We start from the raw sequence: 16334 nt of genomic DNA, 5'->3' as shown, positions 1-16334 counted from the left end.
CAAGGAGTATAGACTCCCTGGGGATTGTGCGCAGTGCGCGAGGGCGGAGTTACTTCTTGGCGCCCTGTGCAGCAACGGCAGCGGCGCCAGCAGCGGCTGCCTCCGGGTCGAGGTAGGTGCCACCCGGGTTCACCACGGAGCCATCCTCGGTGATTTCGTAAACCAGCGGGATGCCCGTCGGAATGTTGAGGCCAGCAATCTCCTCATCGGAAATCTGATCCAGGTGCTTGACCAGCGCACGCAGAGAGTTACCGTGTGCAGCAATGAGAACGGTCTCGCCCTTCTTGGCGCGCGGGAGGATCTCCTCCTCGAAGTAAGGAACGAAGCGCTCGACAACGTCCTTCAGGCACTCGGTACGCGGAACCTGATCCAGGTTGGCGTAGCGTGGGTCTCCAGCCTGGGAGTACTCAGCGCCATCCTCGAGCTCCGGCGGCGGGGTGCCGTAGGAGCGGCGCCATGCCATGAACTGCTCCTCGCCGTACTTGTCCTTGGTCTCAGCCTTGTTGAGGCCCTGCAGCGCGCCGTAGTGACGCTCGTTGAGGCGCCAGTCACGCACGACTGGGATCCAGTGGCGGTCAGCCGCGTTGAGGGCAATGTTGGCGGTGCGGATAGCACGGCGCAAAAGGGAGGTGTACACAACCTCCGGCAGGATGCCCTGCTCCTTGAGTAGCTCGCCGCCGCGCTTGGCCTCGCCCTCACCCTTGGCGGTGAGGTTGACGTCTACCCAACCGGTAAATTGGTTGGACTCGTTCCATTCGGACTGTCCGTGTCGAAGAAGAATCAGCTTTCCGTTACTCATAAACACCAGCATGCCACGTTTTTCGGCAGCGCGTCAGGTGGTTTTAATATCCGATTGCCCGGCGCGCATGACAATCCGGAATTTCGATACTCATGGCGTCGGCGTAGATGTTTTCGAGCTGCGTTGCTGCGGCTGCCCAACTGAACTGCTGGGCGTGATCGACGGCGGCTTCGCCCATGGCGATGCGGCGGGGGTCGTCGTCAAGCAACTGCTCCAAGGCATCCGCCCAGTCCTCCGCCCCGTGAGAGTGCACGAGCAATCCCGTATCCCCGTCCGCCACGGCAATGGGCAGACCGCCGACGGCCGCGGCGACAACGGGCGTGCCCGATGCTTGCGCCTCCATGGCCACAAGGCCGAACGACTCGTTATAGCTCGGCACCGCCACAATATCCGCCGCCTGATAAATAGCCACCAGCTCTTGAGACGGGCGCGGGCTGAGGAAGCGCACAACGCGTTCCACGCCCAGCTCACGGGCCAAGTTGTGATAGGTGTCTGGGGAGGAATTCGCACCGGAGGCACCGCCACAGATGACCACGCGCAGGCGGCGATCCGGATCGCGCTTCATCAGCTCCGCCGTTGCGCGAATAAGGACCTCAGGACCCTTGAACTTCTGCAGTCGGCCAACAAAGGCCACGACCTTCGTGTGCAGCGGAATACCCAGCTGGCGGCGAGCGCGCTCCGTCATGCGGTCAGTGCCCGGGGTGAAGAGTTCCGTATCTGCGCCGGGTGAGACAACAACGATATTTTCTGGTGACGCATCGTAGTGCTCCACCAAGTCGCGCGTCTCCTGCGCAGTGTTGACCACGAGGATGTCGGCGTTGTCCACCAGCTGCTGCTCACAGATGCGGCGTGCTTCGGTCTCTGGAGTGTCATCAAGCGTGCGGTGCACGTTCTTAACCGCGGCCAAGGTGTGTGCCGTGTGCACCAAAGGTACGTCCCACAAGTCTCGCAGCAGCCAGCCCACCTGCCCAGACAGCCAATAATGGGAATGGATAACGTCATAATCCACATCGAAGCACCGCGCAAAGTTAAAAATGCCGCCGGTAAACGCCGCGAGCTGCGTAGGCAGCTCCTCCTTGCTCAAGCCCTCGTACGGGCCGGCAACGATATTGATGACGCGCAGGCGCTCCTCGACGTCCACCACTTCCCCCTGACTCGGACGCGTGGCGCGAGTAAAAACATCCACGGTGACGCCTAGGCGCGCAAGCTGGCGGGCGGTATTGAGCACGTACACATTCATGCCTCCGGCATCACCGGAACCGGGCTGCTCAAGGGGTGAAGTATGCATGGAGATCATCGCGATGCGCATAGTCACCCAGTGTATCTGGAAAGGAGCCACGTTATACTGGCTCCCAACTTCAGAGACGTGACCGAAAGGTGTAGAGATGTCGGCATTCGAGTCCAAGGCGTGGCTCCAGCACTATCCAGAATGGACCCCGCACAGCTTGGAATATGGGGACACCACGCTTCTCGACGTCTACGACAACAACCTCGCCCTGCACCCCGACAAGTCCGCAACCTATTTCTTCGGCCGCACGCAAACGTATGCCGAGCTGGACAAGCAGGTGCGCCGCGCAGCTGCTGGTCTGCGCGCCTTCGGCGTTCGCCCGGGCGACCGCGTCGCCATCGTGGCTCCGAATTGCCCGCAGTTCATCGCGTCCTTCTGGGCCGTGCTGAAGTTGGGCGCTATCGCGGTTCTCCACAACCCGCTGTACACCGCCCACGAGCTCGAGGGCCTGTTCCAGAACCACGGCGCACGTATCGCCATCGCGTGGGATAAGACGGCCTCCACCTTGGAAAAGCTGCGCGCCACGACGAACCTGGAAACTGTCGTGTCCATCAACATGGTGAACGCCATGCCCACTCCGCAGCGCCTAGCCCTGCGCCTGCCGATTCCACCGCTGAAGTCCAAGCGCGATCAGCTCACCGCCCCTGCACCTAATACGGTGCCGTGGGAGTCCCTCGTGGGCAATGCCATCGGCGGCGATGGTTCCGATGTCCTCTCGCCGGAGGAAGTCACCAAGGACACCACCGCCATTATCCTCTACACCTCAGGTACGACGGGTAAACCTAAGGGCGCGGAGCTTACACACGGCAACCTTTTCTCCAACCTGCTCATGGGTAAGCACTGGGTACCTGGCTTGGGCGATTCCCCGGAGCGCATGTTGGCTGCCCTGCCGTTCTTCCACGCCTATGGCCTCACCATGAATGCCACCTTGGCACCCCTCATCGCTAGTGAATTGGTTCTCCTGCCCAGCCCGCAGATGCCGCTCATCATGGATCTCATGAAGAAGCACACCCCCACCTGGATTCCGGGCGTGCCGACTCTCTACGAGCGCATCGTGGCCAAGGCAGAAGAAGACGGCGTGTCCCTCGATGGCGTCCGCGCGGCGTTCTCCGGCGCATCCACCCTGCCGGTCAACACCGTGGAGAAGTGGGAGAAGTACACCGGCGGCATGCTGGTCGAAGGTTATGGCCTCACTGAGTGCTCGCCCATCATCGTGGGTAACCCCATGAGCTCCGACCGCCGCCCCGGCTACGTGGGTATCCCCTTCCCTGATACCGAAATTCGCATCGCCAACCCGGACAACCTCGATGAGACCATGCCGGATGGCGAAGAAGGCGAGGTACTCGCCCGCGGCCCACAGGTATTCAAACGCTACTTCGACGATGAGGAAGCCACCCAGAATGCTTTCCACGGTGACTGGTTCCGCACCGGCGATATGGGTGTCATGGAAGAAGACGGCTTCATTCGCTTGGTCAGCCGCATCAAGGAAATCATCATTACCGGCGGCTTCAACGTCTACCCTGGCGAGGTCGAAGAGGTTCTGACCTCCCACCCAGACGTCGACGAAGCAGCGGTCGTGGGTCGCCCGCGCTCGGATGGCTCGGAAGACGTCGTGGCTTGTGTCATTTTGGCCGACGGCGCCGCCATGGATCCGGAGGGCCTGAAGGACTACTGCCGCGAGCGTCTGACGCGCTACAAGGTTCCGCGCACCTTCTATCACTTCGAGCAGCTCGCCACGGATCAGCTGGGCAAGATTCGCCGCCGCGAGGTGCAGGAGGATCTGCTCAAGCGGCTCAAGGCTGAGAAGTAACTGGTTTCAACCGCCCTAACTCCTAAGACCGCCCTAACTCTGAAAAGTCGCGCCGAAAAGGCTCGAATCTTCCAAACTTTTTAGAGTTACGGCGGTTGTCGCGCACCTGGGACTCATCGGTGCTACATTGAAGTTCACACATTCCGGGGGGATAAGTATGAACCAACGTGTCGTGCGCGGGCAGACGGACTCACTGCGGCCCAGCTCCTCTTGGATGAGCCCCTAAGCTTTCCCCTTCATCTCGCTGGATTAGGCGCCTTGCCACCGTCCAGCCTCTATTCCTCCCCGCACGACGGGCAAGAAGGCCCCACAGCTTGAGCGACTATTCAACCGTGTCAACGGCTCTCGGCGCAGCTCCTTTCGTTACGAGTAGTAACTTTGCAAAGTTTTGCGAGACGTCGGTCACAAATTAGTTATACTGTTCCACACATAACATATTTGACCACCTAAGGAGTTCTCGCTCATGACCGAAGCCCCTGCGAAAGCGCCCTCTGCCTACGAGACCAAGGCATGGCTGCAGTACTACCCCGAATGGACCAAACCCCACTTGGACTACGGCGACAAGACCCTCTTGGACTCCTACCAAGAAACCGTCGAGGCCTACGGCGATAGGCCAGCCACCTGGTTCTTTGGCAGCCAGATGACGTACCGCGAGCTCGATACCCACGTGCGCGCCGCCGCCGCAGGATTAAAGGCCTTCGGAATCCGCCCCGGTGACCGCGTAGCAGTCGCCCTTCCCAATTGCCCTCAGCACGTGGCGGTGTTCTACGCCATCCTGAAGCTGGGAGCGACCGTCGTGGAGCACAACCCGCTCTACACCACCCCAGAGCTGGAGCCACTCTTCAACGACCATGCCGCGCGCGTGGCGGTGGTCTGGGACAAGGCGAGCCCAACGTTCGAGAAACTGCGTGACTCTACCCCGCTGGAGACCATCGTCACGGTCAACATGATTGAAGCGATGCCGCGCCGCAAGCAAGCGCTCCTACGCCTGCCTATCCCCTTCATTAAGGACAAGCGCGAAGAACTCTCCGTCCCGGCCCCCAATACCGTGCCGTGGAGTGTCCTCACTGGCCGTGCCATCGGCGGACACGGTCATAAGCTGAAAGACGCGAAGGTCGACCATAACGACACTGCACTCATTCTCTACACCTCCGGAACCACGGGAACCCCGAAGGGCGCGGAGCTGACCCACTCCAACCTGTACTGCAACATGAAGATGGCGGAGTCCTGGGTTCCGGAACTGGGAGATAAAGCCGAACGAATGCTCGCGGCCCTGCCCCTCTTCCACGTGTACGGCCTTACCCTTATCGCGGCGCTCGGCGTGCACATCGGTGGCGAGCTCGTCCTGACGCCGGCTCCCAAGATTCCGCTCCTGCTGGACATCATGAAGAAGCGCCGCCCCACCTGGATGCCGGGCGTGCCCACGATCTACGCCAAGGTCATGGAAGCAGCCAAGGAACAAGGCATTGACCTGCACGGAATTGAAAACAGCCTTTCCGGAGCAGCCGCCTTGCCGCCGGAAATCGTCGAGGAATGGGAGGCCCTTACCGGTGGACTTCTGGTAGAGGGCTATGGCCTGACGGAGACCTCCCCCATCGTCACGGTGAACCCACTGAACAAGAACCGCCGCCCCGGGTACATCGGCATTCCTTTCCCGGATACCGAGGTGCGCATCGGCAACCCAGATAACCTCGACGAGACCCAGCCGGACGGCACCGCGGGCGAGCTCCTCGTGCGCGGCCCCCAGGTATTCAAGGGCTATTTCAACATGCCGGAGGCCACCGAGAACGCCTTCCACAATGGCTGGTACCGCACGGGTGACATGGCAATTATGGAGTCAGATGGCTTCATCAAGATTGTTTCCCGCATCAAGGAGATGATCATTACCGGCGGCTTCAACATCTACCCGGCGGAGGTCGAAGACGTCATTCGCCAGCACCCAGACGTAACCAACGTGGCCGTCGTGGGCCTACCCCGTGACGACGGTTCTGAGGACGTCGTGGGATGCATTGTGCTTAACGACGGCGCCGTGCTCGACCCCGAAGGCCTCAAGGACTACTGCCGCGAGCGCCTTACCCGCTACAAGGTTCCGCGCAGGTTCTACCACTTCGAGCACCTCGCGTCGGACCAGCTGGGCAAGGTCCGCCGCCGCGAGGTACAGAAGGAACTCTTAGAGCTCATCAAAGAGCACGCCTAGGCTTAGGCAGCACGTTCGGCATAGCTCATGAAGCGGCTAGGGTTGAACGTTGAGTAGAATTCCTCCCCGGCCCAGATCAGCTGGCTCACCAGAGTGCTCAACTGGTGATCCAGCTGCGCGTCCGTGTAGCCCCAGCCAGTGGGGATGCGGGCCGTGGTGACGAGGAACAAATCCTCGTCGGTACCCCGACGCACAGTCTCAATGCGCGCGGAGTACGCATACTGGACATCATTCTTGAATTCCGCCCAGCGCACGAGGGCATCAAGGTCACAGAGGCACCTGCCTGACGGGGTCACGAGGCTTAGTTCGATATCGTCAGAGCCGTCGCATGCCGCCTGCACCGTAATCGTGTGGTCTTCAATCGTGATGCCCACCGTGCCGTTGCCGTGGTTCACAACGTGAACTGGGTGCTCCATCGAGACGAGGCGCGTTGCGCGTTGGTGCACGCGCCACATGCCGACTGCTGATACCTCGTACACCTCACTGAAATAGTGTGGAGACACGGGTTTGAGCCCTGCACCGTGCATGGGTTCGGAGGGTTCCTCCGGAAAATGCTCATCGAAGCGCGCAAAGACCGCCGAGAGGGACTTCGCGTATCCAGAAATGATGCTCTTGAGCTGCGAATTCGTTGCTGTCGACGGCAGGTAAGGCGGTGCATAAACGCGCAGATGTGAGTGAGCTATGGAGCTTCCACAGGGCTCGGCGACGAGATTGCCGGAGATACCTCCACCGTTAAAGTCGTTGACGTCCATACGCAAGGGCTGCCGGTCTGGATCGAAGCACACCGAGCCACCCCAATAGCCAAGAATGGAGAGGCCTCCCAACTCGTCGTTGACACCAATACTCATGCGGCCACCCGGGATCCGGATGGTAGGCAGGCCTATGGAGTCCTTTTCTAGCGAGCCGGCCAGCCTCTCCATGGCCTTCTTTACGCGCCTAGTGCTGAGTGCTGCTGGGGTTTTAACTGAATTGCGAGATGCGGTTTGAGACATTGTCCCCCCTAAATTTTGTGTGTTACGTACTTACTGAGCGAGCTGGTCGTGAGGTCCCCACACACATCACCCTCCCCCGAGCTGCTGCAGTGCCGCCAAGAATACAAAAGGTTGGGCACCTTCGCTCGTCGAGAAGCGCAAGACTACCCCCACCCACGAATCAAACGTGAGAAAAACCTCACATTTTGCGCGCGGGAGGCCCTTTTTCCAACAGGCTTCGACTACGGTGGCGTCATCATGATTAGTTATGTTCGGCAAACTATTGCTTGGCACCTAGTCAGAGACTTATCCCCGACCAGCACAAAGAGGAAAAATGCCTGTAACTCCGCTGCATTCTATGCCCCGCCCAGCCGTCCTTTTCGCGGGTCAGGGCTCTGAATGGCAAAGCTTCATCGCCGTCGCCACGCACACCCCAGCCACTGCCCAGCGCCTGCAGGAAGTACTTGCCCAGGCGCGCATGCTCATTGCTCCGGCAGCCCGCTCGGTAGCCTCCACGTGCCCCGGTGCGGTGGAACGCTTGGAGCAACTCATCGGTGGAGAAGCAGAACGCGAGCCAGGCGATGTACTCCCAGCCGTCTCCATCCCGGGCATCGTGCTGGGACAGATTGCGGCCATCGAGCAACTTCGTGACCTGGGCGTCTCACTCGACGTGACCGCGGGTCATTCGCAGGGAAGTTTGGGAGAGATGGCCGTCGATAAGCCAGCGGAAGCCCTAGCCCTAGCCCTTCTCATGGGCACGGCCGCGACGGCGGTCAACGGTACTGATCCCCGCTCGCAGATGCTGTCAGTGCGAGGTCTCGAGCGCGACTTCATTGTCGAGCGCCTGCACGGCACAGCAGACATCGCTGTGGTGAATGGGCGGCGCCACCTCGTGTTATCCGGAAGTCCAGAAGACCTTGCGGCAACGCGCGCGGCAATTGAAGGCGCCGCTGCGCAGCACAATGCCGCTCTAGAGGAGCGCACTATCGGCGGTGATGAGCTCGAAGCGCGTTTCGACGAGCTGCCCGTAGCTCTGCCTTTCCATAACCCGGTGCTCGCTATGGCCGCTGAGCGCACCGTGGCGTTGGCTCAGAAGTGCGGCTTGGATGAACATGCCGCTCGCCAGCACGCAGAGGCCATCCTCGTGGCTGAGCACAATTGGCCGCAGACGCTAGATGCTCTGGACGCTACTCATCTCATCGTTCTCGACCGCGCTCTGACTTCTATCACGCGCCGCGCGGTGGAGGGCACCGGGGTTGTCGTCGTGGAGGCAGCTTCCCCGCAGGCCATCGACTCTCTCACCACGCCCGGCACCGAACTGTCCACTGCACTGAACTACGCCGACTTTGCACCACGCATCCTTGAGCTTCCCGGCGGGCGCACCGTTACGCAGACGCGCTTTTCGGATCTCACGGGCCTCTCCCCCGTCATGCTGGGCGGCATGACTCCGACCTCCGCTGACGGTGAGATCGTGGCCGCGGCGGCAAACGCCGGACACTGGACGGAGATGGCCGGCGGCGGTATGTACTCCGAAGAGGTCTTCCGTGCCCACCTCGCGGTCATGGAAAAGCACTTGCACCCGGGCCGAACCGCCCAGTTCAACACCATGTTCTTCGATCGCTTTCTGTGGAACCTGCAGTTTGGTCAGGCGCGCATCGTGCCCAAGGCCCGTGCGGCCGGTGCGCCTTTCAATGGTGTGTGCATCTCCGCCGGTATCCCCGAGGTGGAAGAAGCCGGCGAGCTCCTCGCCCGACTCCATGAGGATGGCTTCCCCTACATCTCCTTCAAGCCCGGCACCGCCAAGCAAATCCGGGACGTGCTGGCCATCGCCGCTGCCTACCCGGAGGATCAGATCATCGTGCAGATCGAGGACGGGCATGCCGGCGGCCACCACTCGTGGGTAAACCTCGATGACATGCTGCTGGAGACCTACGCTGAGATCCGCGCTCACAGCAATGTCTACCTCGCCGTGGGCGGCGGCATCGCCACACCAGAGCGCGCCACGGAGTACCTCACCGGCGCGTGGGCACAAGCGCATGGACTGCCTGCTATGCCTGTCGACGCCGTCTTCCTCGGCACCGTCGCCATGGCCACCAAGGAGGCCAAAGCTACCGACTCCGTCAAGGAACTACTGGTCAACACTCCGGGTATCGGCCCAGAGGACAACGGCGGATGGGTAGGCCGTGGCCGCGGCGCGCACGGCGTGGCGTCATCGCAGTCCCACCTGCTGGCAGACATCCACGACCTGGACAATTCCTTCGCTGCGGCCTCGCGCCTGATTACCTCCCTCAGTATCGAGGAGTACCCGGCACACCGCCAGGAGATCATCGGTGCTCTAGCCAAGACCTGTAAGCCCTACTTCGGCGACGTAGAGTCCATGACCTACGCCGATTGGCTCGAGCGTTTTGTGGAGCTGGCTCATCCCTTTGTGGATCCGAGCTGGGATGACCGTTTCATCGATCTCCTCCACCGTGTTGAGGCCCGCCTGAACCCGGCCGACCACGGCCAGATTGAAACCCTCTTCCCCACTGTGGAAGCTGTGCACGATGCACCGCAGGCCGTCGCAAAGCTGCTGGCTGAATACCCCGCCGCGCGCACTACGGAGGTCTCCGCGCGCGATGCCGCCTGGTGGATTTCGCTGCACTACAAGCACGTCAAGCCCATGCCGTGGGTACCTGCCATCGATGGTGACCTGAAGTCCTGGTTTGGCAAAGATACCCTGTGGCAGGCCCAGGATGAGCGCTACACCGCCGACCAAGTGCGCATCATCCCGGGTCCAGTGGCCGTGGCAGGTATTACCACGAAGAACGAGCCGGTGGCAGACCTGCTTGCCCGCTTCGAGCAGGCCACCACGGATACGCTGCTGGAGCAGGGTTCGACACCGCACAAGGCCTTCTCGCGTCTGAACTCCGCTGCCGATGAGGCCGCGTTCCTGCGCACCGCTCCTACCCTGCTGTGGCATGGCCACCTGATGGCGAACCCGGCACATGAGATGGATGAGAATGCCTTCGACCTGCGCCAGGATGCGGACGGCAACTGGGAGATCGTCATCACCGCGGATTCTTACTGGGATGACCTGCCGGAGGAGCAGCGCCCTTTCTACGTCCGCGAGGTCACCGTTCCCGTGGACCTGCCGGAGGACGTAGCCACGGGCAGCTCCCCGGTAGTCTCCGAGGAGCGCCTGCCCAACTCCGTCTTCACCCTGCTGGAGGGCCTAGCCGGTGTCAGCTCCACGGCCGAGCAGGGCGATGAAATCACGGAGATGCCGACGGTGGAGTCTGGCTACTCCTTCCACTTCCCCGCCTCGCTGCTCTCCGCACACAGCGCGGTGACCTGCGGCAATGCTTCGGCAGAGAAGGCCGGTACCCCGGACGTGCTTGTTGGCCCCTGCTGGCCGGCCATCTATGCAGCGCTCGGCTCCGGCCGCCTCGAAGATGGCTACCCGGTCATCGAGGGCCTGCTCAACGCGGTGCACCTAGACCACGTCATCGATGTGCGGGTGCCGCTAGAGCAGCTTGCCGACGGCCGCCAGATCAACGTCACCTCCTCCTGCACTGCCGTGGAGGAATCTGCTTCCGGGCGCATCGTGACGGTGGAGCTGGAGCTCAAGGACCACGCCTCTGGGGACGTCGTGGCCACGCAGATGCACCGCTTTGCCATCCGCGGCCGCGCTACCGGCACTGCCGCACCAAGCCCCGCGCCCGAGTGGGGCGGCGGCAAGTCCGCCACCAAGGTGGTGCCGACGCCACGCTCCTTTATCGACCGCGCCACCGTCACCGCCCCGCAGGATATGACTCCATTCGCGCTGGTCTCTGGTGACTATAACCCGATTCATACCTCGTATAACGCAGCCCAGCTCGTCAACCTGGAAGCACCTCTCGTGCACGGCATGTGGCTCTCCGCTGCAGCGCAGCAAGTGGCCGGGCGCCACGGCCGCGTGGTGGGCTGGACCTATTCCATGTATGGCATGGTGCAGCTGGGTGATGACATCGAGATCACCGTCGAGCGCGTCGGCCGCAAGGGCATCCACCAGGCCCTCGAAGTCACCTGCCGCATCGACGGCGACGTAGTCTCCCGCGGCCAAGCCCTGCTCGCCGCACCAAGGACGGCTTATGTCTACCCCGGCCAAGGTATCCAGGCAGTGGGCATGGGCAAGGGCGACCGCCAGGCTTCCCCGGCAGCGCGCGAGGCTTGGCGCCGCGCCGATGCGCATACCCGCGCGAACCTGGGCTTTAGCATCCAGAAGATCATCGATGAGAACCCCACGGAACTCTCCGTGCGCGGCACCACCTTCCGTCACCCGCAGGGCGTGCTGCATCTGACCCAGTTCACGCAAGTAGCCCTGGCCGTGGTGGCTTATGCCCAAACTGAGCGCCTGCGCGCCGAGGACGCCCTGGCACCGACGTCATACTTCGCCGGCCATTCCCTGGGCGAATACACCGCCCTTGCCTCGCTGGCGAATATCTTCGACCTTGAGGGTGTTATTGACATCGTCTATTCCCGCGGCTCCGCCATGGGCAGCCTGGTACCGCGCGATGCGGAGGGCAACTCCGAGTACGCCATGGCCGCACTGCGCCCGAACATGGCGGGTATTGATGCCGACAACGTCGACGCCTGGGTGGCTGAGGTCGCCGAGGCCACCGGCGAGTTCTTGGAGATTGTCAACTACAACATCCGCGGCCAGCAATACTCCATCGCCGGCACAAAGAAGGCGCTCAAGGCCCTGGTAGACAAGGCCAATGCCATCGCCCCGCGCGCGGCCGTCATGGTCCCGGGCATCGACGTGCCTTTCCACTCCCGCGTGTTGCGCGAAGGCGTGCCGGCCTTTGCAGAGAAGCTCGACGAGCTGCTTCCGGCACAGCTGGACCTCGATGCTCTGGTGGGCCGCTACATCCCGAATCTGGTGGCCCGCCCCTTCGAGCTCACCCAGGATTTCGTCGATGCCGTGGCACCGCTGGCGCCGTCCGGAAAGCTGGATGGCCTCAACGTTGCGGACGTGGACGACAACGAACTGGCCCGCCTGCTGCTCATTGAGCTGCTGTCCTGGCAGTTCGCTTCGCCCGTGCGTTGGATTGAGACCCAGGAATTCCTCTTTGCTCAGGTCGAGCAGATCATTGAGGTCGGCTTGGCCTCCTCGCCGACGCTCACCAATCTGGCTGAGCGTTCGCTTAAGGTTGCCGGCATCCCGGAGGGCACCATCCGCGTGCTCAACGTGGAGCGCGACCAGGAGCAGGTCATGCTTGCCGACGTCTTCGAGGCCCCCGCCCCAGAACCCGTTGCGGAATCCGTCGCCGAGGAAGCACCGCAGGCAGACGACGTTCCGGCTCCGGCTGCACCAACTGCACCAGCTCCTGCAGCTGTGCCCAGCGACGCCCCCGAACTGCGCTTCGGCGCGGCGGAGGCCATCATGGTGCTCTTCGCCTTCCAGAACAAAATCCGCGTGGACCAGATCATGGACTCCGATACCGTGGAGGAGCTCACCAACGGCGTATCCTCGCGCCGCAACCAGCTGCTCATGGACATGTCGGCGGAACTGGGCGTGCCCGCTATCGATGGTGCCGCTGATGCCGATGTGGCCACGCTGCGCGAGAAGGTTTCCACTGCGGCACCGGGCTATGTTGCCTTCGGACCGGTGCTCGGTGAGGCCGTCGGCGCGCGCCTGCGCCAGCTCTTTGGTGCAGCGGGCCTCAAGCCCACCGCCGTGGCTGAGTACGTCACCGGAACCTGGGGTCTGCCCGAATCCTGGATTGCCCACGTCGAGGCGGAGATCCTGCTCGGCTCCCGCGAGGAAGACTCGGTGCGTGGTGGTTCGCTAAGCACGGTTCCGGCGAGTGCCACCTCCAAATCCGCAGCACACGAGCTTATCGACACCGCCGTCCAGGCCGTCGCCGCTGCTCACGGCGCTAGCGTAAGTAAGGGCGCTGCCGCAGGTGGCGCCGGCGGCGGTGCGGTGGTGGATTCCGCGGCATTGGATGCTTTCGCCGAGACCGTTACCGGTGAAAACGGCGTGCTGGCCACCGCAGCCCGTCAGGTGCTCTCCCAGCTGGGCCTGGACTCCGAGCCGGAGCTCATCGAAGCGCCTGATACCACCGTCATCGATGCCGTCGAGGCAGAACTCGGTTCTGGGTGGCTCAAGTCCGTAGCTCCGTCGTTTGACTCGACGAAGGCCGTGCTTTTCGACGACTCCTGGGCCATCGCCCGCGAGCGCCTTGCCCGCGTCGCTCTAGGCCAGGCCGAGTATTCAGTTGAGAGCTTCCGCGGTACCGGCGAGGGCCTGGCACGTCAGGCTCGCTGGTGGAAGCGAGAAGACATCGCGAAGGCTGCCGTGGACACCACACCCGGCGCGTTCAATGGCGAGGTCGCCCTAGTCACGGGTGCTGCCCCCGGTTCCATCGCCACCGCGCTGGTGGAGCGCCTGCTGGAGGGCGGTGCCACGGTCATCATGACGGCGTCCCGTGTCAGCCAGGCCCGCAAGGAGTTCGCGCGCACGCTGTATGCCGAGCACGGCGCTGCCAGTTCCGCTCTCTGGTTGGTCCCGGCGAACCTGTCCAGCTTCCGCGATATCGATGCGCTCATCGACTGGATCGGTACTGAGCAGCGTGAGTCCGTGGGCAACGAGGTCAAGATCCTCAAACCTGCGCTGACCCCGTCGCTGGCCTTCCCCTTCGCCGCGCCGAGTGTGTCCGGCTCGCTGGCGGATGCCTCCGGCAGCACCGAGGCCCAGGCCCGGCTACTGCTGTGGTCCGTCGAGCGCACCATTGCGGGGCTGGCGAGGTTGAGTCAGGGGGACGTCGACAAGCGCTGCCATGTTGTCCTGCCGGGCTCGCCCAATCGCGGCACCTTCGGCGGCGACGGCGCCTACGGCGAGGTCAAGGCAGCACTCGATGCCATCCTCAACAAGTGGAAGGTCGAAGCCGGCTGGCCGCAGGGAGTTACCCTGGCGCAAGCCAAGATTGGCTGGGTGGCCGGCACGCACCTCATGGGTGGCAATGACGCGCTGGTGCCTGCCGCCGAGAAGGCCGGCATCAAGGTATGGAGCCCGGAGGAGATTTCTTCCGAGCTCATGGACCTGGCCAGCACGGATGTCCGCGAGCAGGCAGCATATGCCCCGGTGGAGAAGGACCTCACCGGCGGCCTGGAGGGCTTCTCCCTCAAGGAGCTTGCTGCCGATGTGGAACCTGTCGGCGACGTTGCGCAGGAGAAGAAGGACGCCCCCGCCACCATCACCGCGCTGCCCAACCAGGTGCAGGCAGTACAGCCTGGGCTGGAGGAAAAAGTTGGCCAGGTCACCACGGATCTGGAGGACATGGTGGTCATCGCCGGCATCGGCGAAGTCTCCTCGTGGGGTTCGGGCCGCACGCGCTTCGAGGCCGAGTACGGCCTGCAGCGCGACGGTTCTGCGGAGCTCACCGCTGCCGGCGTGCTGGAGTTGGCCTGGATGACCGGGCTAGTGGAATGGCGCGAGGACCCGCACCCAGGCTGGTTCGTCGTGAACGACGACGAAGAGATCGCCGAAGAGGAGATCTTCGAGCGCTTCCGCGATGAAGTCGTCGCGCGCTGTGGCATCCGCACGCTCACGGATAAGTACCATCTCACCGATCGTGGCTCCATCGACCTGACCACCGTCTTCCTCGACCGCGACGTCACCTTCACCGTGGATTCGGAAGCCACTGCTCGCGATATCCAGGAAGCGGATCCGGAGTTCGTCAGCATCGTAGAGGTAGACGACGAATGGCAGGTCACCCGCCGAAAGGGCGCCACGGTCAAGGTTCCGCGCAAGGCCACGCTGACCCGCACCGTCGCTGCTCAGATGCCGGATGACTTCGACGCCGCCAAGTGGGGCATTCCGGAGCACATGCTCGATTCCCTCGACCGCATGGCGGTGTGGAACCTGGTCACGGCGGTGGATGCTTTCACCCAGGCCGGCTTCTCCCCTGCGGAGCTGCTGCGCTCCATTCACCCAGGCCAGGTGGCCACCACGCAGGGCACCGGTATCGGCGGCATGGAATCCCTGCACAAGGTCTTCGTTTCCCGCTTCCTCGGTGAGGAGCGCCCATCGGACATCCTGCAGGAGGCCCTGCCCAACGTCATCGCGGCGCATACCATGCAGTCCCTGGTGGGCGGCTATGGTTCCATGATTCATCCCATCGGCGCCTGCGCTACCGCAGCGGTATCCATTGAGGAGGCCGTGGACAAGATTGCGCTGGGCAAGGCTGATGTGGTCGTGGCCGGCGGTATCGACGATGTCCAGGTGGAATCCCTCCAGGGCTTCGGCGATATGAACGCCACCGCGGAGACCGCGACAATGACCGCCAAGGGCATCGATGATCGTTTCATCTCCCGCGCCAACGACCGCCGTCGCGGCGGCTTCCTCGAAGGCGAAGGCGGCGGCACGGTCCTGCTCGTTCGTGCCTCACTAGCAGCCGACTTAGGACTGCCGGTGCTCGCGGTGGTCGCGCACGCGGCCTCCTATGGCGACGGCGCCCACACCTCCATCCCGGCCCCGGGCCTGGGTGCGCTGGGTGCTGGCCGCGGCCGGGAAAACTCCCGCCTGGCGCGCTCGCTGCGCGGGCTGGGCCTGACACCCAACGATGTCAGAGTCTTGTCCAAGCACGACACTTCCACCAACGCCAATGACCCCAACGAGTCGGAGCTGCACTCCCTGCTGTGGCCGGCGATTGGCCGCGATAAGGACCAGCCGATGTTCGTCATTTCCCAAAAGACTCTCACCGGCCACTCCAAGGCGGGTGCTGCGCTTTTCCAGACGGGTGGCATCATCGATGTCTTCCGCACGCACCGCATCCCGGCGAACGTGTCCCTTGACTGCGTTGACCCGCTCATCGCCCCGAAGGCACCAAACCTGGTGTGGCTGCGCTCCCCGCTCGACCTTGCTGCGGCAGGCCACAATGTGAAGGCAGCGGCACTGACCTCGCTCGGCTTCGGCCACGTCAGCGCGCTCATTGTCTACGCCCACCCAGGCGTGTTCGAGCAGGCAGTGGCCCAGCAGCGTGGGGCGGATGCCGCCGCCTCGTGGCGCGAGCGTGCCGAGAGCCGCCTGCGCGCCGGCCGCGCCCATTTTGAGGCTGGCATGCTGGGTCGTGCCCCGCTGTTTGAGGTCATCGAAGGCCGCCGCCTGCCGGCTCACAACGCCAAGGCTGCGGAAATCGCGATGCTTCTCGACGACTCCGCGCGCCTCAGCGAGGACGGCACCTACCCAGAGAACTAGGAGCACTCCCCACCTACCCCTTGTTCCCACGCGCGGCGGTTAT

6 protein-coding genes are annotated in these 16334 nt (G+C 63.1%); 3 read left to right on the top strand and 3 right to left on the bottom strand.

From position 1 onward, the window contains the following. Positions 1-49: 49 nt before the first annotated feature. Both NX84_RS02645 and mshA read right to left on the bottom strand, forming a co-directional pair. On the bottom strand, positions 50-799 hold the full coding sequence (locus NX84_RS02645; RefSeq protein ID WP_039673629.1) for a phosphoglyceromutase: 750 nt from the start codon (positions 797-799) through the stop codon (positions 50-52). Positions 800-842: 43 nt separating this feature from the next. Next, the gene (gene mshA, locus NX84_RS02640; protein ID WP_039673475.1) at positions 843-2108 is read right to left on the bottom strand and encodes a D-inositol-3-phosphate glycosyltransferase; all 1266 of its coding nucleotides are present in this window, start codon (positions 2106-2108) and stop codon (positions 843-845) included. Between the two features lie 76 nt (positions 2109-2184). On the opposite strand from mshA, the gene NX84_RS02635 reads away from it, so the two are divergent. Then, positions 2185-3897, top strand: coding sequence for a long-chain-fatty-acid--CoA ligase (locus NX84_RS02635; RefSeq protein ID WP_039673473.1), 1713 nt, complete (start codon positions 2185-2187; stop codon positions 3895-3897). A gap of 463 nt (positions 3898-4360) precedes the next feature. Next, positions 4361-6094 carry a long-chain-fatty-acid--CoA ligase gene (locus NX84_RS02630; RefSeq protein ID WP_039673471.1) on the top strand — a complete coding sequence of 578 codons (1734 nt, stop codon included), beginning with the start codon at positions 4361-4363 and terminating at the stop codon, positions 6092-6094. Between the two features lie 2 nt (positions 6095-6096). On the opposite strand, the gene NX84_RS02625 is transcribed toward NX84_RS02630, so the two are convergent. Further along, positions 6097-7014: a hypothetical protein gene (locus NX84_RS02625; RefSeq protein WP_039673469.1), complete on the bottom strand. Its 918-nt coding sequence runs from the start codon at positions 7012-7014 to the stop codon at positions 6097-6099. 385 nt (positions 7015-7399) lie between these two features. Between NX84_RS02625 and NX84_RS02620 the strand changes: the two genes are divergently transcribed. Continuing rightward, on the top strand, positions 7400-16291 hold the full coding sequence (locus tag NX84_RS02620) for a type I polyketide synthase (RefSeq protein ID WP_039673467.1): 8892 nt from the start codon (positions 7400-7402) through the stop codon (positions 16289-16291). The last annotated feature ends 43 nt before the right edge of the window (positions 16292-16334 follow it).

Origin of the sequence: Corynebacterium minutissimum (genome assembly GCF_000805675.1) — a bacterium.
Lineage (GTDB): Bacteria > Actinomycetota > Actinomycetes > Mycobacteriales > Mycobacteriaceae > Corynebacterium > Corynebacterium minutissimum.
This window is presented reverse-complemented; position numbering and strand designations above follow the sequence as displayed.

Excerpts from the sequence above, each read along its gene's own strand:
- NX84_RS02645 (WP_039673629.1), bottom strand. The coding sequence starts at position 799 with ATGAGTAACGGAAAGCTGATTCTTCTTCGACACGGACAGTCCGAATGG.
- NX84_RS02620 (WP_039673467.1), top strand. The coding sequence starts at position 7,400 with ATGCCTGTAACTCCGCTGCATTCTATGCCCCGCCCAGCCGTCCTTTTC.
- mshA (WP_039673475.1), bottom strand. The coding sequence starts at position 2,108 with ATGCGCATCGCGATGATCTCCATGCATACTTCACCCCTTGAGCAGCCC.
- NX84_RS02635 (WP_039673473.1), top strand. The coding sequence starts at position 2,185 with ATGTCGGCATTCGAGTCCAAGGCGTGGCTCCAGCACTATCCAGAATGG.
- NX84_RS02625 (WP_039673469.1), bottom strand. The coding sequence starts at position 7,014 with ATGGAGAGGCTGGCCGGCTCGCTAGAAAAGGACTCCATAGGCCTGCCT.
- NX84_RS02630 (WP_039673471.1), top strand. The coding sequence starts at position 4,361 with ATGACCGAAGCCCCTGCGAAAGCGCCCTCTGCCTACGAGACCAAGGCA.